Raw genomic sequence first — 23,076 nt, forward strand, 5'->3', positions numbered from 1 at the left:
ATAAGACGTTCTATTATGCTAAGATTAATACAAAATTTATTAAGAGAAACTAAGAGATGTTTTTAAAATGACGAAACTGAAAATATATACTATGGTATTTGGCGCTGTTTATCCGCATCTGATAAAGAAAGTCAAAAAGATGAAGCAGAGGAAGTCAATTGCTGTATGACAGTATATACGGAAGCACAATTGACAGTGATGGCATTGATTATGAAAGAAATTTGATACTTAGATAAAATGATTGATGAACTTGCTAAAGGTAAAACTTCAGAAAATGTATTTAGCGTTGCTCAATCAGAAAATGATTTACGTAAGTGTTTTAAAAAATCAATTGAAGTATATAGAATAGGGGCGATTTCATGCTTATTGAGTTGAAAAATGTTGCAAGAAGAAAACAAGGGAAAGAAATAATTAAAAATGTGACTTGGCAAATAAATGAAGGTGAGAAATGGATATTATACGGATTAAATGGTGCAGGTAAAACAACACTACTAAACATTTTAAATGCTTATGAACCACATACATCAGGGGGGCTATCATTATTTGGTATGCAACCAGGAAAAAAAGGTTATTCTGCAGATAATGTACGTGATCAAATAGGATTTGTTTCAAGCAGTTTAATGAATCGATTTCAAGATGGAGAAATTGTACTAGATGTAGTCATTAGCGGTATTTTTAAATCGATAGGCGTTTATAAAGAAGTGAAATCGACTCATATTGAAATGGCTAAGCTATATTTAGAGCAAATGGGTATGCTTCAATTTGAAAATCAATATTATGGTTATTTATCAACAGGTGAAAGACAAAAGGTATTGATTGCTAGAGCATTAATGGGTAATCCTAGATTGCTTATTTTAGATGAACCTGCTTCGGGATTAGACTTTATAGCACGCGAAGATTTGCTCAGTGCACTTGATAAATTATATAAACAAAATCCAAAACTTGCGGTGATTTATGTTACACATTTTGTTGAAGAAATCACACAAAATATCCAACGTGGCTTTTTATTGAAGGATGGTACATGCTATAAACAAGGAGAAATACAGTCTGTGTTAAACAGTGACATTTTAAGTGATTTTTTCAATAGAGATGTGAGTGTGGTTTATCAAAATCACCGCTACTCACTATTTTTAAAAGGATAACGCGTTGCGGAAAATGAAATATAATGCCATAATTTAATACGATAACATGTGATGGAGGATTTTTTAAATGGATAATGTGAGAGCAATATTTTTAGATATGGATGGTACGATTTTACATAAAGATAACCGAGTAGATACGGAAACAACTGAAGTGATTCAACAGTTACGAAACCTTGGTTATAAAGTATTCTTAGCAACTGGTAGAGCACATGATGAAATTCATTATTTGGTACCCGAAACTTTTGAAGTAGATGGCATTATAAGTTCGAATGGAACGTTAGGTGTAGTGGAAAAAGAGACTATTTTCAAACATGGACTTTCTTATAATACAGTAAGTGAAGTTATTAAACGTGCAAAACAAGAAGCAATATATTATGAAATCTTCCCATTTGGAAGTGACCGTGTCGTGCTTAAAGAAGACGCATCATGGGCGAAGGCGTTATTTGAATCACCAACACCACCAGGCAAAGTAGGAGAAAGTGAATGGATTTCTAGAAGAGAGTCGTTAAAAGGCAAAGTAGATTGGGAAGACGCCATTCCTAATACGTCATTTTCAAAAATATATTTATTCTCACCTGATTATGAGAAAATTACTAATTTTCGTACTCAATTAATCGAGGATAATGCAGCATTACAAATCAGTGTATCAAATTCATCACGCTTTAATGCAGAGACTATGGCTTTTAATACAGACAAGGGTACAGGCATTAAAGAAATGATTGAACACTTTGGCATTAATCAAGAAGAAACTTTAGTAATTGGTGATAGTGATAATGATAGAGCAATGTTTGAATTTGGACATTATACTGTGGCTATGAGAAATGCGAGACCTGAAATTCAGGCTTTAGCAAACGACATAACATCTTTAACAAATGAAGAAAATGGTGCGGCAGCATATTTAAAAGAACATTTCATAAAAGATTAAGCTGATTAATTTAATTCTAGATATAACAGATTTAACTGTTCATAAAATAATTAACATAAAACTGATAGGTTTTCCTGAAAAGGTTATCTATCAGTTTTTTAACATATTCAAGAATTTTATAATACACGATACAAATAGGAAGTACATAATAGGGCTTTAAAACTCAATGGATAAATAAACGGTATGATTGTATCGAAATATAAAAATTGCCAATGTAGTCATTTTAAATGCTACATTGGCAATTCGTGATTGTGACATATATTATTTATCTGTTTTGTTAATTTGATCTTTTAAATCTGAAGTTTTATCTTTTGTAGTATCTTGAATAGTATTACTTTTATCGTTTAAGTTAGTTTTTGTATTATCTTGGATATTATTACTTTTATCACTTAGATTAGATTTTGTTTTTTCAGTGGTGTTAGTTACACTATTTTCTATTTTTGAATCATTGTTTGATTGTTTTTTAGATTTTTTTTTGTCTTTTTTAATTTCAGCTTTATCTACATCTTCACCATTGCGGTTATAATATTGAATAATCGCTAATATATTCATATAGTAAACGATTAATCTTACGACAATGACTATAACAGATACAATGTAAATTAAAATCGTTGCGATAGTTTGTGAAATGCCACCTGTTGAAATTGAAATTAATTGACTAACAGGGTTCGCAAGGATAATAACAATTAAGTTTAATAGTAATATACCAAGGTAGAATTTAAACCAAGTTTTCTTACCATTTTTAACACCTTTGAATCCACGTTTAACAGCTGCCCAAGCACCGACACTAGGATCTTTAACAAATGCTACAGTAAAGTTAATAATTACAATAGCAAAGAACCAATAAATGAATGATTGGATAAAGACTGTAATCGTTGCTGCAATAACTTGGAATGTTAGTGAAAGACCAAGTGCATGATCAGAACTACTTAATGGACCTTGTAGTGCTGTGAATAATTGCATGATACCTAAATTAAGCACTTTAGATATGAGTAAATTAAGCGCGAATAAAATTAGAATAAATAATAAAGTGAATAAAGCTAATTTTAAACTTTTAAGATATTTACCTTTTTTAAAGACTGAGAATAAATCTTTTAATTTAACCTTGTCTTTATTTAATGCTTTGTCTATAGTGTATATAGTTCCAGCTATTAATGGGTAACCAATTAATAAAAAAAGCAATAGTGGAATCAGAATTGTTAGTATCAACATGAACATTGAACCACCAATTGGTTGTTGCATTGACATCGCCATTGCGAATTTATAAATTGCGGGTTGAACTGGTATAAACGATAAAATTGTTAAAGCAAATAATATGATAAAACTTACAATTGAAAACAGTATTGTTTTAGCATTTTGCGGTTTTACATTTTGCAAAGCTAGTTTATGATATTTAAACAAATTTTAAGCACTCCTTTTTAGTGATAACAATACGATATCAAAAAAATGAAGATTTTAAAATTAATAGGTAACAAATTGGCTATAAAATGTTAAAATATCCTAATGAGAAAAAGTTGAAAGGAGATATCATCATGAAATTTGCAATTATTACTGATGTACATGGAAATTTTGATGCATTGGAAACCGTTTTGGATGATATTGATAGAAGAGAAGGAATCAATAAAATATTTAATCTAGGCGATAATATCGGAGTAGGGCATGAAACAAATAAAGTGCTTGATGAAATTTTCGATAGAGATGATATGGAAATCATTGCAGGTAATCATGATGAAGCGGTTATGTCAATCGTAAATGATACTCCTTATCCAGAAGACTTAAAGCACAAATTCTATGAGCATCATCAATGGATTGAAAGTCATTTAGATGAAGGTTATTATGACAAATTAGATGAATTACCACGCGTAATAGAGAAGGTTTTTAATAATAAAAAAGTATTGTTTATTCATTATGAAATTGCCAATGAGAAATTAAATACATCTATTGATGGGCAACCTTATAGTCCAATCGTTGAGCCAAGCGAAGAAAACGTAAAAGCATTATTTGAAGACAAGGATGCTGATTTAATTGTTTTTGGACATAATCATACAGTGCATTTTTATGACGACAAATCTACTGTGTATTTTAACCCTGGTTCTGTAGGACTTAATAATGGGGCTTATGCAGTTTATGGCATTATAACGATTGATGAAAATGAATTCTCATGTGAACGTGTTAAAATTCCATATGATAATGAAGAATTCATTAGAGGCTTTAGTGAAAAGCAAGTACCAGCAAAAGATCTAATTTTTGATAAGTTTATTTAAAGTATCACCGGTTTATTAAAAAAATATAAGGTTTCATAAGTGAAAAAGTGATTTTCTAATTGTATTTGGAAAATCACTTTTTTAAATATTAAATTTTAATGTGAGTGTGAATGATGTGTTGTTTGCTTTGAATAAATTGCAGAACATAAAATATTATTATCATGCAGATGATCAGTTGTTTCTAGTTGTATGGTCATATGCTGAATATTTAGGTGTTCTAATTTATGTTCTAATCTATTTAAGAGCACTTCACCATCTTCAATAGTCATAGTATTTGGCACCACAGCATGACAACTTAAAGCATTCATTTCGTTTGAAATAGTCCAGATATGACAATCGTGTATATTTTTAATTTTTTCTTCTTCTGTAATCATGGAAAAGACTTGATTCAGATTAACATCACTTGGCGTACCTTCCATCAAGATATTGAGAGAAGATTTTGTTATGCCCCAGCTACTTCTAATAATAAGTACAGATACAATGATACTTGCAATAGGATCGGCAATTGTTAAGTTGAAACTCCAGATAAGCACAGCAGCTATAATTGCACCTACTGAACCTAATAAATCTCCAAGTACATGGAGAAATGCGCCACGCATATTAATATTATGCGATGTGTCTCCACCCTTAAACATTAAATAAGCAACTATAATATTAACTATTAGTCCAGTAACACTAATTATAAACATTTCTGTGGATTGAACCTCTTGGGGATTAAAGAAACGACCGATAGCTTCAACAATAATAATGATACCAATAACGAATAATGTGACACCATTAAATAATGCAGCCAATATTTCAAATCTTTTATAACCAAATGTTTTATGACTATTAGCATGTCTTTCAGCATAAATAAATGCAAGAAGCGCTACACCTAAAGAGATAGTATCACTAAACATGTGTAGGCCATCAGAAAGTAATGCCAAACTATTAGAAACAAAGCCGCCAATAATCTCAACAATCATAAAGGTTCCAATAATTAGAAAACTAATAAGTAATATTTTTTTGTTGTTTGTGTGTACATGACCATGTGCATGATTGTGTCCATGGTGTTCAGATTCAGACATGTCAAACGCCACCTTTCATTACTATTGATGTGTTGCGTGATGTATCGCTTGTTTTAATAAGCTAGTAACATGCGTATCATCCATGGTGTATATCATAGATTGACCATCACGATTTGCTTTCACTAAATGAGCTTGTTTTAGTACACGTAATTGGTGAGAAACATTTGATTGGCTCATATCTAATTTGTGAGCGATATGACCGACACTGTTTTCACCTTGTGATAATAAGTGCATTATACGTAAACGATTGCCTTCACTTAATGCTTTGAAAATTTCAGTCACTTTATCAATTGTTTGTGAATCTAAGGATTCATTCATTATGTAACGCCTCCTTATATTAATGCATGAACATTTATTCATATATTAATATAAATGGATTTAATTGTCAAAGTATAATTCGCTTTAGTTTTAAAATCCTACAGAAGTGGTAGACTTTCAAGTAGTAACTACATTTAAGGAGGCAATAATTTATGAGTATATTAGTAATTGGAGCAAATGGTGGCGTTGGCCAACATCTAGTAAATCAATTAAAAGAACGCGGTGAAAGCTTTACAGCTGCTGTGAGAAAGCAAGAACAAGTAGACGCGTTAAAAGATAAAGGCATAGATGCAACTTTAATAGATGTAGAAATGGATGATATCGAAACATTGACTGAAAAGGTTAAAGGATTTGATAAAGTTGTCTTTTCTGTTGGATCTGGTGGAAACACAGGCGCAGATAAAACAATCAGTGTGGATTTAGATGGTGCAATTAAATCAATTAAAGCAAGTGAAGCCAATAACGTAAAACAATATGTGATGGTTTCAACTTATGATTCTAGAAGAGAATCGTTCGAAGCGAGTGGAGGTTTAAAATCATATACAATTGCAAAGCACTATGCTGACGAATATCTTAAACAAGCAGATGTAGGTTATACAATTGTGCATCCAGGCGGTTTATTAGATGATGCAGCTACGAATAAAATTGAAGTAGGTGCATTTTTTGAAGGTAGAGGATCAATTCCTCGTGAAGATGTAGCATCTGTATTAACTGAGGTTTTGACTTCAGATGATTACTTAAATACTGAGTTCCAAATTGTTAGTGGCAATGAAGCAATTTCAAACGCTTTATCAAATTTTAATAAATAATTATCAATTATAGAGCTGGTTTTAGAAGCCAATTTACATGAAAGTGTAAATTGGTTCTTTTTTTATTTGAAATATATAGCTTATAATATAAATGAATAGCAAAAATTTGATACAATGATAGATATCGTTTGGAGGTAATTATGAAAATTTCAAACACGAAAATCTATGAACAAATCGCTGACATTATTTTAGAAAGTATAAAATCAGGGGAGTATCAAGTAGGTGATAAGTTACCTTCTATACAAAAACTTGGTCAACAGTATGGTGTAAGCGTCGCATCAGTGCGAGAGGCATTAAATGCTTTAAGAACAATTGGCATTATAGAAATGAAACAAGGATATGGCACATTTATTAAGCAAATAGAACCTACCTTTTTTGAATTAGGCGATAAGTTCACGTCGTTAGATCAAATTACAGAACTTTTAGAATTAAGGGAAATCGTAGAAAGTGCTACGGTAGAAAAGGCTGCCATATATCGCAATGAAGCAGATTTAGTGGATTTAAAGAAAGCATTGGATGAAATGGGTGAAGCGGTAACAGATGGCACATCTGGTGAAAAAGCAGATTTACAATTTCATCTTTCAATTGCAAAGGCAGCAAAAAATTCATTGCTAGTTGAGCTATTAAATAACATTTCTGAATTAATGCAAGATTCAATGGAAGAAACAAGGAAGATCTTTATTTATAGCAAACAAAAAACAATGAATAAATTACATGAAGAACATGTGGTTATTTATAATGCAATCATAGAACAAAATGCTACTTACGCAGTTAAATCCATGGAATCTCATTTATTAGAAGTTAAAGAAACTATTTTAGCTAATTTTAAAGAGCAATAATATTTGGTAAGTATTTAGAAGTGAGGCGAAAAGCTAATTTTTAAAATTAGCTTTTGTTGTGTGAATCTAAGTCGGCAAAGATGACTAGAAATAGGAATAAAAGTGCTGAGACTTTATAAAAAGCTTTAATATAAGCGTGTTTTTTAATAGTTAGCTACTGCAAATACAACAATGTGACTGAGACATGTATTTATGTTTCAGCTTTTATTTATATTTATTAAGTTTATTACACATGCTTTTCACTTTAGGTTGTTGTGCAATAATAAAAGTCCAAACTTCCATAGTTTGGACCTTATCGCAAATTTTATATTTTTGAAAAAGTAATCAGCTTTTTCAAGTACATCATAATAAACTTTTAATTACCTTATATGTAAAACAAATAGAGTCTGTTTTCATGACTCTATAGTAATTATAATATTTTTAGGTATATAATGGCAAGTATTTTTGTGAAAATTTTACAGCAATAATATAATTATTCATTACTATGCTAAAACATGTAATTGAGCCAAATAAAACAATCTATTATGCTTTATAAAAAATTGATATAATAACAAGTGGTTTTAGTATCATTGAACGCTGAATTAGGCGTTTATAACGCGTATCGTTATATGATACAATCTTTATAGCTCAAATAAAAAATACAAAACTATACATACAAATTTCCGTTGAAAGTATTTTATATAGAAATACTTAAAATTTAAATGAAGCAACTTAAGAATTTGGAGGTGTGATTAATGCCATTATTTTTAAAACCAATTTTCCATGAAAAAATATGGGGTGGCAATAGATTAAAAGAATTAGGATATGATTTACCAAGCGATTGTATTGGAGAAGCATGGGGGATATCAGCGCACCCAAATGGCAAATGTGAGATATTAAATGGACCCTACCAAGGTCAGACTTTAGACCAAGTTTGGAATGACCATAGAGAATTGTTTGGTGATTTTCCAAGTAAGGAATTCCCGTTAATGACTAAAATTGTTGATGCTAAAGAAGCACTGTCAGTACATGTTCATCCAGATGATGCATATGCTTATGAAAAAGAGAATGGTCAATATGGAAAGTCTGAGTGTTGGTATATAATCGACGCTAAAGAAAATTCAGAAATTATCTATGGACTTACTGCAGAGACGAAAGAGCTGGCCATAGATAAATTAAATGACGAAGCGTTTAATGGATTATTTAATAGAGTTAAAGTTAAACCTGGAGAATTTTATTTTATTCCTGCAGGTACAATCCATTCCATAGGCGCAGGTATTCTTGTGTATGAAACGATGCAATCTTCAGATGTAACGTATCGCGTGTATGATTTCGATCGTGAATATGACTCTGGGAATAAACGCAAACTTGACCAAGGAAAAGCTAAAGATGTCATTGAAATAGCCAATGATAATATAAACATTTCTACAGACACTGAAATCGTAGAAAATCACAAACGTACACAACTCGTATCTAATGATTTTTTCACAATTGTGAAATGGGAAATTTCAGGGACACTAAATTATATGAAACCAAGAGAGTTTGTTCTCGTATCAGTACTTAAAGGTGAGGGACAAGTGATTATTGATGGTGAAGTTTATGATTTAAATCACGGACAAAACTTTATTCTAACTTCAGACGACTTAGATACAATATTTGAAGGAGACTACGAACTAATAGTAAGTTACTTATAGAAAAATGGAGTGTTTTGAAATGTATAAATTTTTGTATATCTCATTAGTTTGTGGAATATTGGCAAGTGCAGGCATATTTTTAAAATTACCAATTTTTCCTTCTATGGCATTTCCAGTCATTATAGGGATAATTGGGATAATTTCAGCATTGGTCACGATTCCTAATAAAGAGATAAGCGGTTTATTAAAGCTAGGCGGGGTTATGATTAACATTATGCCGATTATGGCTGCGTTTGCCGTAGCGCAATAGCTAATAAGTACAGTATCTTTACATTATTGTAGAAGATACTTTTTTTGTGATTTTACAAAAAGTATAAACAGAATAAAATTATTTCGAAATATACTTTACGAAGTATCTTATGATTAATGATTTGTATTTGCTGTAAGTATTTAGCTGAAAAGATTTAAATAAACATTATAAAATATAATCTTTGTTTTTACAGTTTTATGTCAAAAGAAATATGCTAAAATGGAACTAAATTAGGAGGTGGCAAGTGTGAACAAAGTGCGAGGAATCATGATGACCTTGGTAATTGCAATGGTTGCAACAATATTAGGAAGTGAATTTCCAGTCATTGGCGGTGCGATTTTTGCTATTATTATAGGAATTATTATCAATAATATAATTTTAATTCCAAAAAAATATGAAGCTGGTATTAAATATAGTAGCAAAAAGATTTTGCATTACAGCATTATTGTGCTTGGGTTTACATTGAGCTTTCAATCTATTGGAGCAATTGGATGGAAATCTTTACCAATCATTATCATTACTTTACTTGCTGCCTTTATAACTGTGTTCTTCTTAATGAAGATATTTAAAATTAATGAACATTTAAGTATTCTAATAGGGGTTGGAACAGCAATATGTGGGGGATCAGCAATTGCTGCAACAAGTCCTGTAATTAAAGCGAAAGAAAGTGAAGTAGCATTCGCTATTTCTACAATATTTTTATTTAATTTAATAGCAGTATTTATATTTCCACCATTAGGCCATGTATTAAATATGGGGCAAACTGCATTTGGATATTTTGGAGGAACAGCTATTAATGATACTTCAAGTGTGATTGCTGCAACTTCAAACTATGGCAATACGGCCTTAGAAACGGGCGCAGTTGTAAAATTAACGCGTACGTTAATGATTATACCGGTGGTACTCTTTTTTACATATAGAACGATACGTAAAGAAAAAGCGAAACAAACTGATACATCTATCGCTAAAATATTTCCATGGTTTATTGTATGGTTTATCGTAGCATCTTTAATAAGTACTGTTTTTAATTTTTCACCTACAGTGATACATGTATTCCAACAAATTTCATTGTTTTTAATTACAATGGCAATGGCTGGTATTGGATTAAGTGTTGATTTCAAACAATTTAAGCAAGCAGGTATAAAACCGGTAATGCTTGGACTAGTAACATGGATAGTCGTCATTATTTCAAGTTTAATTACAATGAAGTTGATAAACTTATTGTAATATTTGTTTAGAAGGAATTTTTTGCATATAATAGTAAGATAGAATTTTTATATGAGATAAGGAGTATCTAAATGGCAGAGGAAACAAGTTATTTTTGGTTAAACTGCGGATATAATCGCTGGAACCATAATGAACTATTAGTAGGTCAAACGACATTATTTGAATCAGGTGCACAATTTAATCCTTCACAAGGTTTCCGATCATTTAAACAAGCTAAAGCAGGAGACCGTGTTATCTTTTATCAAGTACAAATGGATACTGGTTTATTAGGTTTTGGAGAAATTATAAATGTACAAACAGGTGCTCAAAATAAAATTCGCGTTCATTTTCAATTACAAGAACAGCTTAAACCATTAACTGCAGATTATTTGAAAAGAAGCGAACAATTAGAATTTAGAATGAGAAACATGAAAGAAACTTTATTCAATCAAATTACACAAGATGAATTTGAATTAATTGTGAGTTTAGGTAAAGGAGAAACAAAAATCCCTCGCTACTTTTTTATATCTGAAGAACAAGAGTTTGAACCTGAATCATACAATACAATATATACGCACACATATAACGGTATTAAACGAAATGGTTATCATTTTTACACGCAACTTGAAATAGGTGATCAACTTATTTTTTATAATAAAAATAGAGATCAGTCCGTCATTGGTGTAGGAGAAGTGAGCAAGCATATACATGAAAAAGCACCTATACCTGGAAGAACAAACAGTACTGCAATTGAGATTTATTTTGAAAAAGAAATAGACCCTGTCTCATTGGGTACATTAAACAAACATCCTAAATTAAAAAATTTATATTATCTTCAAGAAAACGCAAAACAAGCTATTGCTAGCATGTCTAAAACACAATTCGATGCGATTCGTGAAATAAGTGAAAATGATGGTATGAAATCACAGTTTGAAGCGGTTAAAAGTGGACAGATGATTGATGAACATACTGAAGATTTAAAGCCGTTGATTTTACTCGTAGTTGATAAAGGCGAAGGCTTAAAGGCTGCTGAAGATTTATTACAAAAAACGAATGCGAAACCAGTTATAACTTCTGGTCATCCTGACTTTTCTGAAGATATGTTGTACGGTAAATATTTACCAAATGAAACAGGTGCACTGTACTATAGAGAAGGATTCATAACGAATCTTATGCCACGTACAGATAAAAGCTATCTTGTTATAGATAACTTTAATCGCATTGATCCAGATATATTCCAAACATATATTAATGTGCTAGAAGGTTATGAAGTAACATTACCACGCTATAATAGAGACGGTAGTATGGTTAAATGGTCTAGAAAAAAAGATTCGTTTTATCATTTTAATCCAAATTGGCATATTGTGGGTATCACATATGATGATTTAAATGAAATTAAACAAAAATATACTGAGCAATTTTTGAAATACACAAGAATCGTGAAAGTAAATCAAGGATAATCTTTAAGTCATAGTGTATTTAAAGTTAAATGATATAACATAAGCTATGGACATAGCCATACTTAAAATAGAAGCACCAATTCATTATGTTTTTTTAGTGGATTGGTGCTCTTTTTTTAATGCTTAGTGTTCATAGTGTTAGTCCTATCGAGTTTAAAATGTCCACATCGGTTATAATTAAAAGATAAATGTCAATCAAACTAGAAAACGAGTGATATAATGATTTGATTTTATAATTTTAGGATATAATAATAATGTGGAGAAATCATATTTACTTATGAAGTGACAATAAATATCTTACTGTTAGGGGTGAAGTATATGCCAATAATATATTATGATGCCAATTGTGTATATTGCTATAATTATGCAATTTGGTTAATACAAAATGGGTTATCAAGACGTTATCAATTTGCGGAATTACAAGGTGAAATAGCGCAAAATTTATTTGAGAATTATCCTAAAACAAAACAATACGACAGTGTTATATTACAAGAAGGGGATTATTTCGAATATAAATCTGATGCAATCACAACTCTAATCACAACACTGACAAATTATAAATGGATCGGGATATTGCTACATTTGACACCTAAACCACTTAGAGATTTAGGATATCAATTCTTTGCTGATAATAGAAATAAAATGTGGAAAACGCATTGGCATCAGCCTAATGCTTATGAAAAATCATTTTTTATTGATTGAATAGACGGAGGAAGCAAATATGGAGAACATTGTTGTAATAGGGAGTTCATCAATTGATTTAGTAGTGAAAACAGACGTTTTACCACAAGCGGGTGAAACAGTTATGGGTAATTCATTTTTTACAACTACAGGTGGTAAGGGTGCTAATCAGGCTGTTGCAGCAGCTCGTTTGAGTGATAAGGTCTATATGATAGGCGCTGTAGGCGATGATGATAATGGGAAAAAGATTATAGAAAATTTAAAACAAAACAATGTAGATACAACTTTCATAGACAAAATCGAAAATGAAACTTCTGGAACAGCGCATATTACACTATTCGAAGATGATAATCGAATCATCGTTGTGCCTGCTGCTAATAATCATGTAACTCCAGAAAAAGTGTTGCCAAAGCTCGATCACTTTGGTGTAGGAGATATTATTTTGATGCAGCATGAAATACCAGAACAAACAATTAAAGAAGTAACTGACTACGCAGTTAAACGTGATATAAGAGTAATATTAAACCCAGCACCATTTCGTAAAATTGATAAAGAAATCATAGACAAAGTGACTTGGATTACGCCTAATGAGTCAGAAAGTGAACTTCTATTTGAAAATAAAGTAGTTGAAGCACTCAAAGCATATCCCCGTAAACTCATTGTAACCAAAGGGGCAGCAGGTGCTATGTTTTATAATGATTCTCAACAGCTTATTAAAGGGTATAAAAAGCAAGTCATTGATACTACAGGGGCTGGAGACACATTCAATGGTGCTTTAGCTGTTGCACTAATTGAAAACAAGACTTTGGAAGAAGCGGTTGATTTTGCTAATTTAGCTGGTAGTTTTTCTGTGACTGGATTAGGTGCTCAAGGGGCAATGCCATACAGAAACGAACTGGATTAATTTCCCTTAACTTGGGTATAATATAGTGAAGTTATGAAACGACAACTCAGATTATAATAATTATAATTTATAAATAAGAATCGCTTTACAGATTGTAATGATTATTATATAATAATATATGTAATCAATGATTTGAGTTGTCATTCTGTAATGATAAATAAACTTAAAGGAGAGATTTTAGCATGGCAAACAGTAATAAAGATGTAGTGAAAGTATTAAATGAACAAGTAGCAAACTGGACAGTAGCATTTACTAAATTACACAATTTTCATTGGTATGTAAAAGGACCTAATTTCTTCTCATTACACACTAAATTTGAAGAATTGTATGATGAAGCAAGTCAGTATATCGATGATTTAGCTGAACGTATTTTAGCAACAGGTGGCAACCCAGTAGCAACATTAAAAGAAAGTTTAGACCTTGCAATCATTGATGAAGCTGGCAAAGGCTATAAAGCTGAAGAAATGGTAGAAGAACTATCTAAAGACTTTGAAAATATTACAAAACAATTAGAAGCAGCAATTGAAATTGCTTCAGCTGCAGAAGATGATGTAACAGAAGATATGTTCATTGGAATGAAAACAAATATAGATAAACATAACTGGATGTTAAAATCTTATTTAGGAAAATAAGATAATACAGTCTTATAAACGATTAAATATTATATTTTGACTGAGTAATAGATTAGCGTATAAATAATCTATTACCTAGCCAAAAGCACTGATCTGTTTTTTAATGGATTGGTGCTTTTTTATTTTATGTTTTTAAAAATGTAAAATAAAGATATATACAAGAAACGTTTTGTCGTTTATCTCCTTTTGACTTTTTCGGTTCAGACTTTGTAGGAACAATAATTGATAAGCGAACATCAGTGAAAGATTTTGATATAGGAGATCGTGTGATTCCCAATTGTGCTTTTCCAGAACAACCTTTTCCTGCTGTAGCTCCAGGAGTAGTAACCAACGAAGCTTCTAAGGGATGGCTAAGGCTACATAAATCTAAATTAATAACTATTCCAAATAAAATGTCAGATGAAATTGCTTCAGGTTATTCTATAGGGGGACAAATTTATACCAGTATGGTTAGAAGAGTGAATTTAAAAGATAATGAACGTGCTTTAGTTTTAAGCGCGCGTTCAAATACTTCTATGTTTATCATAAATAATTTACTTGCTAAAAATAGATAGAAACAACCTAATTGGGAGCACATAGAGGGACTAGGTGATTTTGATGTTGTTTTTGATCCTTTTTTTTAATATTCACTTAGAAAAGGATCAAAAACAACTAAATACTGGAGGACGATATATAACTTGCGGCTATAAAAATCAAAATTAAAATTTTCAAGACGAGTATGATAAATTTAATGTGAATAATCTATATGAAATAATGTTGAAAGTTATGATTAATAATATGTCTATCATAGGAAATTGCATTGGTACTAGTGAAGATTTAGAGAAATCTTTAGATGCTTTTAATCCAGATACTTTTATTATTCCTACATATAGCAAGTACGATATTAAAGAGGGTAATAAGTTTATAGAAAAAACTTACAATGATAATGGGCGATTAGGGAAATCAGTACTTATATATAGTTCATAACCTTGAAAAAAATTTTTATAAATGGTAAGAGTCTGTACAATAGAATGGCTTAACCATATTATTGTATTATTGTAACAATTCTAGTAGAACATTCTATTATTTACTCGGAATTTTTATATCTTATCAATTTTTCCATAAAAAAACAGGTCCTTCAAAACATGCGTTGTTTTGAAGGACCTGTTTTATTGAAATATCAATTACTCAGCCATTTCGAGTGCGACTTCCATCATTTGTGTAAATGAATTTTGACGTTCTTCCGCTGTAGTTGCTTCATCACGTAATATATGATCACTTACTGTGAATATGCCTAAAGCTTTTTTACCGGCGTAAGTTGCATTTAAATATAATGCAGCAGATTCCATTTCTATACCTAAGATGCCCATACGTTGCCATCTTTCGTTAAACGTTGGATCTGCATTGTAGAAAGTATCAGATGATAATATATTTCCTACATGTGTAGTTGCCCCAATTTCATCCGCTTTTTGTTTTGCTTTTAAAACTAAATCGAAATCAGCTAAAGGTGCATAATGACCTGGAATATTATATTGCTCTACATAACTAGAGTTTGTAGAAGCTCCTTGGGCAATAATTATATCGTAAAGATTAACGTTTTCTTGTAATGCACCACAAGATCCAATACGGATAATTGTCTCAACATCAAAGAAATTATATAGCTCATAAGAATAAATTCCAATACTAGGTACGCCCATGCCAGATCCCATTACGGATACTTCTTTCCCGTTATAAGTGCCAGTATATCCAAACATATTTCTAACTTCGTTGAATTGTTCAACATTTTCTAAATAGTTGTCAGCTATGTATTTTGCTCGAAGCGGATCTCCAGGCATTAATACTGTTTTTGCAATTTTAGTTCCATTGGGTTGAATATGAGGTGTGGATTTTGTCATAATCATCTTCTCCTTTATGTTCTTTTATCAATTTAAAGATAACATTTGTTTATTATTTTTGCGAATTTTTGTAGTATAGATAATAAGAGAGTGTTTATAAAGATATCCATTTAATTTTGCTTTATAATAATAAGTGAAATGAATGTTTATTGTAAACAAAAATTAGGAGGATTTAATATGAATTATGCAAAATATATAGATCATACATTACTTAAACCGGAGTCGACTAGAGCTCAAATCGACAAAATTATCGAGGAAGCTAGAGAATTCAAGTTTAAATCTGTGTGCCTTAATCCTACACATGTAAAATATGCAGCTGAAAAACTTAAAGATACAGACGTATTAGTTTGTACTGTAATTGGATTCCCTTTAGGCGCGTCTACTACAGAAACGAAAATGTTTGAAGTTGAAGACGCTGTGAAAAATGGTGCATCTGAACTTGATATGGTTATCAATGTGGGTGCCTTAAAAGATGGACGTTATGAAGATGTACAAAAAGATATTGAAGGCGTTGTAGGCGCTGCGAATGGCAAAACAGTTAAAGTAATTATTGAAACATGTCTATTAACAGATGAAGAAAAAGTTAAAGCAAGTGAACTAAGTAAAGCAGCGGGTGCTAACTTTGTTAAAACATCAACAGGTTTTGCTGGTGGCGGTGCAACTCCAGAAGACGTGAAATTAATGAAAGATACTGTTGGAAATGAACTAGAGGTGAAAGCTTCAGGTGGCGTGAGAAACCTTGAAGATTTCAACAATATGCTTGAAGCTGGCGCAACACGTATTGGTGCGAGTGCAGGCGTTCAAATTATTCAAGGTTTAGAAAGCGATTCTGATTACTAGAATAGTTAACAAGTAAAAAAGGGAATATATTATTGAGTTTGTATTATACACAAACAGGGGAGGCCAACTCATATGAGAATGGTAGATATTATTGAAAAAAAACGTGATGGACAAGTACTTACAAAAGAGGAAATTGAATTTTTTATAAATGGCTATACAAATGGTGACATACCAGATTATCAAGCTTCTAGTTTAGCAATGGCTGTGTTCTTTCAAGATATGAATGATGAAGAAAGAGCTGCATTAACTATGGCAATGGTTAATTCAGGTGATGTCATTGATTTATCAGATATTCACGGTACTAAAGTAGATAAGCATTCCACTGGTGGAGTTGGAGATACAACTACATTAGTACTTGCCCCTTTAGTTGCAGCTGTAGGTGTACCTGTAGCTAAAATGAGCGGAAGAGGACTAGGTCATACAGGTGGTACGATTGATAAATTAGAATCAGTTGAAGGTTTCCATGTTGAAATCAGTGAAGAAAAATTTGTTAAATTAGTTAATGAAGCTAAAGTTGCTGTAATTGGACAAACTGGTAACTTAACACCAGCAGATAAAAAATTATACGGTCTTCGTGATGTTACTGGTACCGTCAATTCTATTCCACTTATCGCTTCATCAATAATGAGTAAAAAAATTGCTGCAGGTGCTGATGCAATTGTACTTGACGTTAAGACAGGTAATGGCGCATTTATGAAGACGCTTGAAGATGCTGAAGCTTTAGCACATGCCATGGTAAGCATCGGTAATAATGTAGGTAGAAATACAATGGCTATTATTTCAGATATGGGTCAGCCTTTAGGACATGCTATTGGTAATGCCTTAGAAGTGAAAGAAGCGATTGAAACACTACAAGGTAAAGGTCCTGTTGACTTAACTGAACTTGTAATGACTTTAGGTTCACAAATGGTTGTAGTGGGTGGTAAAGCGAAAGATTTAGAAGAAGCACGTGAATTGTTAGAAAAAGCAATACAAGATGGTTCTGCTTTAGAAAGTTTTAGAATATTTTTAGAGAATCAAGATGGAGATGGCACAGTGGTAGACGACGTATCAAAATTACCACAGGCTAAATACCAAATAGAATTGCCAGCGGAATCATCTGGTTTCGTGACTGAAATTATAGCGAATGAAATGGGCGTTGCTTCGATGATGTTAGGCGCAGGTAGACAAACAAAAGAAGATGATATCGATTTAAGCGTTGGCCTTGTATTGCATAAAAAGGTTGGAGACAGAGTCGATGAAGGTGAATCGCTATTAACAATACACAGTAATCGCCAAAACGTTGATGATGTAATAGAGAAATTAAAGCAAAGTATCACAGTAAGTGAACAAGGTGCAGAACCAACATTGATCCATAAAATTATTACTGAATAGGAGTTGAGACAATGACTACACCATTTAAACGAGTACACTTAATTGTTATGGACTCAGTAGGCATAGGGGAAGGTCCTGATGCAAAAGCTTTTAACGATGAAGGCAGTCATACATTAAAACACACGCTAGAAGGTTTTAATCAACCATTACCTAATCTTCAAAAATTAGGCTTAGGTAATATTGAGCCACTACCTGTAATTGAAAAAGAAGCAAATCCGCAAGCTTTTCACACTAAAATGAGTGAAGCTTCAGTAGGTAAAGATACGATGACAGGGCATTGGGAAATTATGGGATTAAATATCATGCAACCTTTTAAAGTATATCCTGAAGGGTTTCCTAAAGCATTGATAGATGAAATCGAGTCTATAACTGGTCGCAAAGTAGTGGCTAACCGCCCTGCTTCTGGAACGCAAATTATAGATGAATGGGGAGAACATCAAATGAAGACTGGAGACTTAATTGTCTACACTTCAGCTGATCCAGTGCTCCAAATTGCTGCCCATGAAGATATTATTCCGTTAGAAGAGCTTTATGATATTTGTGAAAAAGTAAGAGAATTGACTAAAGATCCAAAATATTTAATTGGTAGAATTATTGCCAGACCTTATCTTGGTGAACCAGGTTCCTTTAAAAGAACATCTAATAGACATGATTATGCTTTAAAACCTTTTGGTAGAACAGTCATGAATGAATTACAAGATGGTGGCTATGATGTCATTGCCTTAGGAAAAATAAATGATATTTTCGATGGTGAAGGTGTGACTGAAGCGGTTCGTACAAAAGATAATATGGACGGTATGGACAAATTAATAGAAACAGTGCAACGTGATTTTAATGGACTAAGCTTTTTAAATCTTGTGGATTTTGATGCCTTATTTGGACATCGTCGTGATAAAGTAGGTTATGCACAAGCGATTAAAGATTTTGATGAGCGCTTACCTGAACTAATGGAGCATTTGCAAGAAGATGATTTAGTAATTATCACTGCTGACCATGGTAATGATCCAACTGCTGAAGGTACAGATCATACAAGAGAGTACATCCCAGTTTTAATGTTTAGTCCGAAAATTGCTGAATATCATGAATTATCGGTAGATGCTACATTTAGTTCGCTAGGTGCAACGATTGCTGACAATTTTAATGTGAAATTACCAGAGTACGGAAAAAGCTATTTAAAAGAAATGGGCGTTGAATAATGAAAAAAATAATTAGAATTTTATTTGGCATTGGTTTTAGTATAGCTGGCGTACTTCATTTTAAAGATGAAGAAAATTTTAGAAATATTGTACCTGAATATTTACCCTTTAGAAAAGCAGCAGTTTTAATCACAGGTGTGTTTGAAATAGTGTTTGGTTTATTATTATTAATCAAGCAGCCTTCGACATGTTTGAAAAAAATGATAAATGCTTTTTTGTGGGCTGTATTCCCAGCTAATATTTACATGGCACGTAATAATTTACCACTTGCTGGTAAGCAATTACCTAAATGGGCTTTGTATGGTCGTTTACCATTACAATTGATCATGATAAAAATGATTAGTAAGCTGTAATAGTTTAAATAAAGAAAGTGGCTGTTAGTATCCTTATTGGAAAGCTAACAGCCACTTTTTTATGCAATATAATTAAGTTAGGGATTTAAATGATGTCACTGTCACCTTAAGCTTATTTATAGATTCGTATTATTTGTTTTCTCCGTATATATCTTTCCATACTGATTTTTTATCTAAGAAAGTTTGCGCAATTTCTTTGGCACCTTCAAGAGAATGACTTGCTGCCCAGCCACATTGTACTTCATTACAAGCAGGTACTTCTGTAGCATTTAATACATCATTGATTGTTTGTTCGATGATGTTTAAGACATCATCATAATCATCATGATTGATGAATGAGACATAGAAGCCAGTTTGACAACCCATTGGGCTAATATCAACTACTTTATCTGAATGATTTCTAATATTCTCGGCCATTAAATGTTCTAGAGAGTGTAAACCAGGCATCTCCATATGCTTTTTGTTTGGTTGTTTGAAACGGATATCATATTTATGAATAACATCACCGTTAGCCCCCTCCATTTTGCCAGCTAGTCTGACAAATGGTGCAGATACTATTGTATGATCTAAATTGAAGCTTTCAACGTTCATTTTTGGCATGTCATATCCTCCTAATATTTTAAGTAAGTTAATTGTAACAAGACCGCAATGTATTTACAATTTCTGAAACGGGTATAAATATAAAGTGGTAAATGATAATTTATTTTAAAATTCAGAAAAGGAATGACAGAATACGACAAACCCGATAGAATAAATAATAATTAAACACGATATAATTATTAAGCATGATATGTGGTGTTATCTATAAAATTACTTAATGCATAGAGTTTGGAAGTTGACAATGATGTGGTAATTCAGGAGGTAGAGTGCAAACGATGGAGAAAAGACAAATTATTTTAGATTATATAGAAAATGAAAATCATAAATACTTAGAAATGAGTCATCAGATACATCAAAGACCAGAATTAGGTAATGAAGAGATTTTTGCTTCGAGAACTTTAATCGAAGATTTAATAGCGCACGATTTTGATGTAGAAACAGATATAGCAGGACATGCAACAGGATTTATTGCACGATATGACTCAGGTATAGAAGGACCCACAATCGGATTTTTAGCAGAATACGATGCTTTGCCAGGCTTAGGACATGCTTGTGGCCACAATATTATAGGTACTGCGAGTGTATTAGCGGGTATTGCATTGAAACAAGTTATTGATAAAATTGGTGGTAAAATTATCGTCTTAGGTTGTCCAGCAGAAGAAGGTGGTGAAAACGGTAGTGCTAAAGCGACATACGTTAAAGCAGGTGTCATAGATGAGTTGGATGTTGCGCTCATGGTTCACCCTGGAAATGAGACATATAGAACGATTGATACATTAGCTGTCGATGTTTTAGATATAAAATTTTATGGTAAAAGTACGCATGCATCTGAAAATGCAGATGAAGCAAAAAATGCTTTAGATGCGATGATTTCTTATTTCAATGGGGTAGCGCAATTAAGACAACATATCAAAAGACGCCAACGTGTGCATGGTGTGATACTTGACGGTGGTAAAGCAGCGAATATTATACCTGATTTTACACATGCTCGTTTTTATACGAGAGCTACGTCGCGACAAGAGCTCGATGTTTTAACTGAACGTGTTGGACAGATAGCTAAAGGCGCAGCGATACAAACAGATTGTGACTTTGAATTTGGACCAATACAAAATGGAGTCAATGAATTTATTAAAACTTCTAAATTAGATGATTTATTTGCGAAATATGCTACTGAAATGGGTGAAGCAGTTATAGATGATGATTTTGGATATGGATCTACGGATACCGGTAATGTCAGTCATTGTATACCAACGATTCATCCTCATATCAAAATTGGTTCACGAAATTTAGTTGGTCATACACATCGTTTTCGTGAAGCAGCTGGTAGTACTCATGGCGATCAAGCATTAATTAGAGGTGCAAAAATTCTCGCTTTAATGGGGCAAGAACTCATAGAAAATAAACCATTGTTTGAAGAAATTATCGAACAATATCAATATACAAAGGGGCACAAAAAATGACAAATCAAAGTTCTCTAAGACCTACATTAACACTTAGTGATCTTTATGATTCACATATTGTTTATACTTCTAGACCATCTTATATATCAAACCCGTGGTTGGAACCCGAAGTACATCAATCTAATTTTTTGACTGGTAGAGAGCTGATTATTGCTAATGAGATGCCTGTAATCGTACATGAAGCAAGCGTAACTGATAAATTAAAAATGCTATTTGAAGCAATTGGTAAACCTATGCCTACAAATATTCTTAAGTTTCAAGATCAAAGCAGCTATGAACAATTAATACAAGATTTGGCGCATGATTATAAAAAAGTTTACTTTCAGTACATTCATGGTGAAGATATTTTGGATAAAAAGTATTATGCGTTGGATAAAGATGTTTTCGTAGCTTTAAATAATAAAGCACGTATACCAGAATGGACAAATCATAAATATCTACCTACTAGAGAAGTTGTTGATATAGATAATTTCGTAGAAGCTGTAGCAAAATGGGAGTATCCATTTGTATTGAAACCTGGAGATGACCTGCCAACAGCGGGTGGGTATGGTGTGATGATTTGTTATAATGATGATGATTTAGAACAAGCAAAGTTGCGAATTGAAAATGCTAAAAGCGAAACCGATACGATAATCATCGAACAAAAAGTAGAAGCAATTGCAAATTATTGTGTTCAATATGCATATTCAAAGTATACTGGCGTGCGTTATATTGGTACTTCTGAACAGTTAACCAATGAATATGGATATTATAATGGAAACGAAAATGTACAAGATGTACCTGATGCTGTAATTCAAGCGGGTAAAGAGATTATGGAAGTCGGTGTATCGAAAGGTTATTTTGGAATAGCTGGTTTTGATCTATTGTTAGATAGCAATGGTGGCATTTACGCTATAGATTTGAATTTTAGACAGAATGGTTCAACAAGTATGTTGTTGCTAGAACCGTTTCTTCAAGAAGGTTATCATAAATTTTATAGTTATTTGTCACATGTTGATAATTCAAAATTTTTTAACACAATTATGAAGTATGTTAATAAAGGTGTATTATTACCATTATCTTATTATGATGGAGATTGGTTCGATAAAGAAGTTGTTAAATCAAGGTTTGGTTGCATATGGCATGGGGAAAATAAAGCATGTGTGGAAAAAATGGAGCAGCAATTTTTAAAAGATTTAGAAGCAAAATAGAACAACGACTAACAAATAT

Annotated in this window: 26 protein-coding genes; 21 read left to right on the forward strand and 5 right to left on the reverse strand. The window is 32.1% G+C overall.

All coding sequences use genetic code 11. From position 1 onward, the window contains the following. Positions 1-237: 237 nt before the first annotated feature. The 3 genes from ACA31_RS13425 (at position 238) to ACA31_RS06650 (ending at position 2,067) form a co-directional block, all read left to right on the forward strand. Positions 238-375 carry a hypothetical protein gene (locus ACA31_RS13425; RefSeq protein WP_216634271.1) on the forward strand — a complete coding sequence of 46 codons (138 nt, stop codon included), beginning with the start codon at positions 238-240 and terminating at the stop codon, positions 373-375. Beyond that, positions 360-1,142 carry an ABC transporter ATP-binding protein gene (locus ACA31_RS06645; protein ID WP_057512563.1) on the forward strand — a complete coding sequence of 261 codons (783 nt, stop codon included), beginning with the start codon at positions 360-362 and terminating at the stop codon, positions 1,140-1,142. Before ACA31_RS13425 ends, ACA31_RS06645 begins: the two co-directional genes overlap by 16 nt. Positions 1,143-1,209: 67 nt before the next feature. Further along, positions 1,210-2,067, forward strand: a complete 858-nt coding sequence (locus tag ACA31_RS06650) for an HAD family hydrolase (protein WP_057512564.1) — start codon at positions 1,210-1,212, stop codon at positions 2,065-2,067. Positions 2,068-2,328: 261 nt separating this feature from the next. Here ACA31_RS06650 and ACA31_RS06655 read toward each other — a convergent pair whose 3' ends face one another. Further along, positions 2,329-3,468 carry a hypothetical protein gene (locus ACA31_RS06655; RefSeq protein WP_057512565.1) on the reverse strand — a complete coding sequence of 380 codons (1,140 nt, stop codon included), beginning with the start codon at positions 3,466-3,468 and terminating at the stop codon, positions 2,329-2,331. 131 nt (positions 3,469-3,599) lie between these two features. Here ACA31_RS06655 and ACA31_RS06660 point away from each other — a divergent pair, with 131 nt between their 5' ends. After that, positions 3,600-4,331 (forward strand): metallophosphoesterase family protein, encoded by a 732-nt coding sequence (locus ACA31_RS06660; RefSeq protein ID WP_057512566.1) that lies wholly within the window; start codon positions 3,600-3,602, stop codon positions 4,329-4,331. A gap of 95 nt (positions 4,332-4,426) precedes the next feature. On the opposite strand, the gene czrB is transcribed toward ACA31_RS06660, so the two are convergent. Together czrB and ACA31_RS06670 are read right to left on the reverse strand one after the other, a co-directional pair. Beyond that, positions 4,427-5,398 carry a CDF family zinc efflux transporter CzrB gene (gene czrB / locus ACA31_RS06665; protein WP_057512567.1) on the reverse strand — a complete coding sequence of 324 codons (972 nt, stop codon included), beginning with the start codon at positions 5,396-5,398 and terminating at the stop codon, positions 4,427-4,429. 21 nt (positions 5,399-5,419) lie between these two features. Further along, positions 5,420-5,716, reverse strand: a complete 297-nt coding sequence (locus ACA31_RS06670) for an ArsR/SmtB family transcription factor (RefSeq protein WP_057512568.1) — start codon at positions 5,714-5,716, stop codon at positions 5,420-5,422. 152 nt (positions 5,717-5,868) lie between these two features. Between ACA31_RS06670 and ACA31_RS06675 the strand changes: the two genes are divergently transcribed. The 11 genes from ACA31_RS06675 (at position 5,869) to ACA31_RS06725 (ending at position 15,136) form a co-directional block, all read left to right on the forward strand. Then, positions 5,869-6,525 carry an NAD(P)-binding oxidoreductase gene (locus tag ACA31_RS06675; protein ID WP_057512569.1) on the forward strand — a complete coding sequence of 219 codons (657 nt, stop codon included), beginning with the start codon at positions 5,869-5,871 and terminating at the stop codon, positions 6,523-6,525. Positions 6,526-6,665: 140 nt separating this feature from the next. Beyond that, entirely contained in the window at positions 6,666-7,364 is a 699-nt protein-coding gene (locus tag ACA31_RS06680) for a FadR/GntR family transcriptional regulator (protein WP_057512570.1), read from the forward strand. Between the two features lie 734 nt (positions 7,365-8,098). Continuing rightward, a complete protein-coding gene (gene manA / locus ACA31_RS06685; protein ID WP_057512571.1) occupies positions 8,099-9,037 on the forward strand; it encodes a mannose-6-phosphate isomerase, class I in 939 nt (312 codons plus the stop codon). Between the two features lie 19 nt (positions 9,038-9,056). Beyond that, positions 9,057-9,287, forward strand: coding sequence for a hypothetical protein (locus ACA31_RS06690; RefSeq protein WP_057512572.1), 231 nt, complete (start codon positions 9,057-9,059; stop codon positions 9,285-9,287). Between the two features lie 246 nt (positions 9,288-9,533). After that, entirely contained in the window at positions 9,534-10,514 is a 981-nt protein-coding gene (locus ACA31_RS06695; RefSeq protein ID WP_057512573.1) for a YeiH family protein, read from the forward strand. A gap of 71 nt (positions 10,515-10,585) precedes the next feature. Next, positions 10,586-11,953, forward strand: coding sequence for an EVE domain-containing protein (locus tag ACA31_RS06700; RefSeq protein ID WP_057512574.1), 1,368 nt, complete (start codon positions 10,586-10,588; stop codon positions 11,951-11,953). Between the two features lie 318 nt (positions 11,954-12,271). After that, complete coding sequence (locus tag ACA31_RS06705) at positions 12,272-12,655, forward strand: thiol-disulfide oxidoreductase DCC family protein (protein WP_057512575.1); 384 nt, start codon at positions 12,272-12,274, stop codon at positions 12,653-12,655. 19 nt (positions 12,656-12,674) lie between these two features. Continuing rightward, positions 12,675-13,538: a ribokinase gene (gene rbsK, locus ACA31_RS06710; protein ID WP_057512576.1), complete on the forward strand. Its 864-nt coding sequence runs from the start codon at positions 12,675-12,677 to the stop codon at positions 13,536-13,538. 182 nt (positions 13,539-13,720) lie between these two features. Next, complete coding sequence (locus ACA31_RS06715) at positions 13,721-14,170, forward strand: Dps family protein (RefSeq protein ID WP_057512577.1); 450 nt, start codon at positions 13,721-13,723, stop codon at positions 14,168-14,170. A gap of 239 nt (positions 14,171-14,409) precedes the next feature. Continuing rightward, a complete protein-coding gene (locus ACA31_RS06720) occupies positions 14,410-14,724 on the forward strand; it encodes a hypothetical protein (RefSeq protein WP_156393432.1) in 315 nt (104 codons plus the stop codon). Positions 14,725-14,947: 223 nt separating this feature from the next. Then, complete coding sequence (locus ACA31_RS06725; RefSeq protein WP_172793159.1) at positions 14,948-15,136, forward strand: hypothetical protein; 189 nt, start codon at positions 14,948-14,950, stop codon at positions 15,134-15,136. A 197-nt stretch (positions 15,137-15,333) separates the two neighbouring features. Here ACA31_RS06725 and deoD read toward each other — a convergent pair whose 3' ends face one another. Beyond that, positions 15,334-16,044, reverse strand: a complete 711-nt coding sequence (gene deoD, locus ACA31_RS06730) for a purine-nucleoside phosphorylase (RefSeq protein WP_002507045.1) — start codon at positions 16,042-16,044, stop codon at positions 15,334-15,336. Positions 16,045-16,221: 177 nt separating this feature from the next. On the opposite strand from deoD, the gene deoC reads away from it, so the two are divergent. From deoC to ACA31_RS06750, 4 genes are all read left to right on the forward strand, one after another. After that, positions 16,222-16,884, forward strand: a complete 663-nt coding sequence (deoC, locus tag ACA31_RS06735; RefSeq protein ID WP_057512580.1) for a deoxyribose-phosphate aldolase — start codon at positions 16,222-16,224, stop codon at positions 16,882-16,884. A 72-nt stretch (positions 16,885-16,956) separates the two neighbouring features. After that, positions 16,957-18,258, forward strand: a complete 1,302-nt coding sequence (locus tag ACA31_RS06740) for a pyrimidine-nucleoside phosphorylase (RefSeq protein WP_057512581.1) — start codon at positions 16,957-16,959, stop codon at positions 18,256-18,258. Positions 18,259-18,269: 11 nt separating this feature from the next. Continuing rightward, positions 18,270-19,454, forward strand: a complete 1,185-nt coding sequence (gene deoB / locus ACA31_RS06745) for a phosphopentomutase (RefSeq protein WP_057512582.1) — start codon at positions 18,270-18,272, stop codon at positions 19,452-19,454. Continuing rightward, on the forward strand, positions 19,454-19,807 hold the full coding sequence (locus ACA31_RS06750) for a DoxX family protein (protein ID WP_057512583.1): 354 nt from the start codon (positions 19,454-19,456) through the stop codon (positions 19,805-19,807). The genes deoB and ACA31_RS06750 overlap by 1 nt, the downstream gene beginning before the upstream one ends. Before the next feature lie 129 nt (positions 19,808-19,936). Here ACA31_RS06750 and ACA31_RS06755 read toward each other — a convergent pair whose 3' ends face one another. Further along, positions 19,937-20,407: an S-ribosylhomocysteine lyase gene (locus ACA31_RS06755; protein WP_057512584.1), complete on the reverse strand. Its 471-nt coding sequence runs from the start codon at positions 20,405-20,407 to the stop codon at positions 19,937-19,939. A gap of 275 nt (positions 20,408-20,682) precedes the next feature. Between ACA31_RS06755 and ACA31_RS06760 the strand changes: the two genes are divergently transcribed. Both ACA31_RS06760 and ldmS read left to right on the forward strand, forming a co-directional pair. Beyond that, entirely contained in the window at positions 20,683-21,867 is a 1,185-nt protein-coding gene (locus tag ACA31_RS06760; protein WP_057512585.1) for a M20 family metallopeptidase, read from the forward strand. Continuing rightward, a complete protein-coding gene (gene ldmS / locus ACA31_RS06765; RefSeq protein ID WP_057512586.1) occupies positions 21,864-23,057 on the forward strand; it encodes an L-aspartate--L-methionine ligase LdmS in 1,194 nt (397 codons plus the stop codon). Before ACA31_RS06760 ends, ldmS begins: the two co-directional genes overlap by 4 nt. Positions 23,058-23,076 lie beyond the last annotated feature (19 nt).

The sequence above is a fragment of the Staphylococcus sp. NAM3COL9 genome (genome assembly GCF_001431205.1).
Classification (GTDB): domain Bacteria; phylum Bacillota; class Bacilli; order Staphylococcales; family Staphylococcaceae; genus Staphylococcus.

Bases quoted from the DNA above. Each gene is read 5' to 3' on its own strand.
- ACA31_RS06700 (WP_057512574.1), top strand. From the start codon at position 10,586: ATGGCAGAGGAAACAAGTTATTTTTGGTTAAACTGCGGATATAATCGC.
- ACA31_RS06670 (WP_057512568.1), bottom strand. From the start codon at position 5,716: ATGAATGAATCCTTAGATTCACAAACAATTGATAAAGTGACTGAAATT.
- ACA31_RS06680 (WP_057512570.1), top strand. From the start codon at position 6,666: ATGAAAATTTCAAACACGAAAATCTATGAACAAATCGCTGACATTATT.
- ACA31_RS06760 (WP_057512585.1), top strand. From the start codon at position 20,683: ATGGAGAAAAGACAAATTATTTTAGATTATATAGAAAATGAAAATCAT.
- ACA31_RS06645 (WP_057512563.1), top strand. From the start codon at position 360: ATGCTTATTGAGTTGAAAAATGTTGCAAGAAGAAAACAAGGGAAAGAA.
- deoC (WP_057512580.1), top strand. From the start codon at position 16,222: ATGAATTATGCAAAATATATAGATCATACATTACTTAAACCGGAGTCG.
- ldmS (WP_057512586.1), top strand. From the start codon at position 21,864: ATGACAAATCAAAGTTCTCTAAGACCTACATTAACACTTAGTGATCTT.
- ACA31_RS06705 (WP_057512575.1), top strand. From the start codon at position 12,272: ATGCCAATAATATATTATGATGCCAATTGTGTATATTGCTATAATTAT.
- ACA31_RS06715 (WP_057512577.1), top strand. From the start codon at position 13,721: ATGGCAAACAGTAATAAAGATGTAGTGAAAGTATTAAATGAACAAGTA.
- ACA31_RS06725 (WP_172793159.1), top strand. From the start codon at position 14,948: ATGTCTATCATAGGAAATTGCATTGGTACTAGTGAAGATTTAGAGAAA.
- ACA31_RS13425 (WP_216634271.1), top strand. From the start codon at position 238: ATGATTGATGAACTTGCTAAAGGTAAAACTTCAGAAAATGTATTTAGC.
- deoD (WP_002507045.1), bottom strand. From the start codon at position 16,044: ATGACAAAATCCACACCTCATATTCAACCCAATGGAACTAAAATTGCA.
- czrB (WP_057512567.1), bottom strand. From the start codon at position 5,398: ATGTCTGAATCTGAACACCATGGACACAATCATGCACATGGTCATGTA.
- ACA31_RS06690 (WP_057512572.1), top strand. From the start codon at position 9,057: ATGTATAAATTTTTGTATATCTCATTAGTTTGTGGAATATTGGCAAGT.
- ACA31_RS06675 (WP_057512569.1), top strand. From the start codon at position 5,869: ATGAGTATATTAGTAATTGGAGCAAATGGTGGCGTTGGCCAACATCTA.
- ACA31_RS06750 (WP_057512583.1), top strand. From the start codon at position 19,454: ATGAAAAAAATAATTAGAATTTTATTTGGCATTGGTTTTAGTATAGCT.
- ACA31_RS06650 (WP_057512564.1), top strand. From the start codon at position 1,210: ATGGATAATGTGAGAGCAATATTTTTAGATATGGATGGTACGATTTTA.
- deoB (WP_057512582.1), top strand. From the start codon at position 18,270: ATGACTACACCATTTAAACGAGTACACTTAATTGTTATGGACTCAGTA.
- ACA31_RS06755 (WP_057512584.1), bottom strand. From the start codon at position 20,407: ATGCCAAAAATGAACGTTGAAAGCTTCAATTTAGATCATACAATAGTA.
- rbsK (WP_057512576.1), top strand. From the start codon at position 12,675: ATGGAGAACATTGTTGTAATAGGGAGTTCATCAATTGATTTAGTAGTG.
- ACA31_RS06660 (WP_057512566.1), top strand. From the start codon at position 3,600: ATGAAATTTGCAATTATTACTGATGTACATGGAAATTTTGATGCATTG.
- ACA31_RS06740 (WP_057512581.1), top strand. From the start codon at position 16,957: ATGAGAATGGTAGATATTATTGAAAAAAAACGTGATGGACAAGTACTT.
- manA (WP_057512571.1), top strand. From the start codon at position 8,099: ATGCCATTATTTTTAAAACCAATTTTCCATGAAAAAATATGGGGTGGC.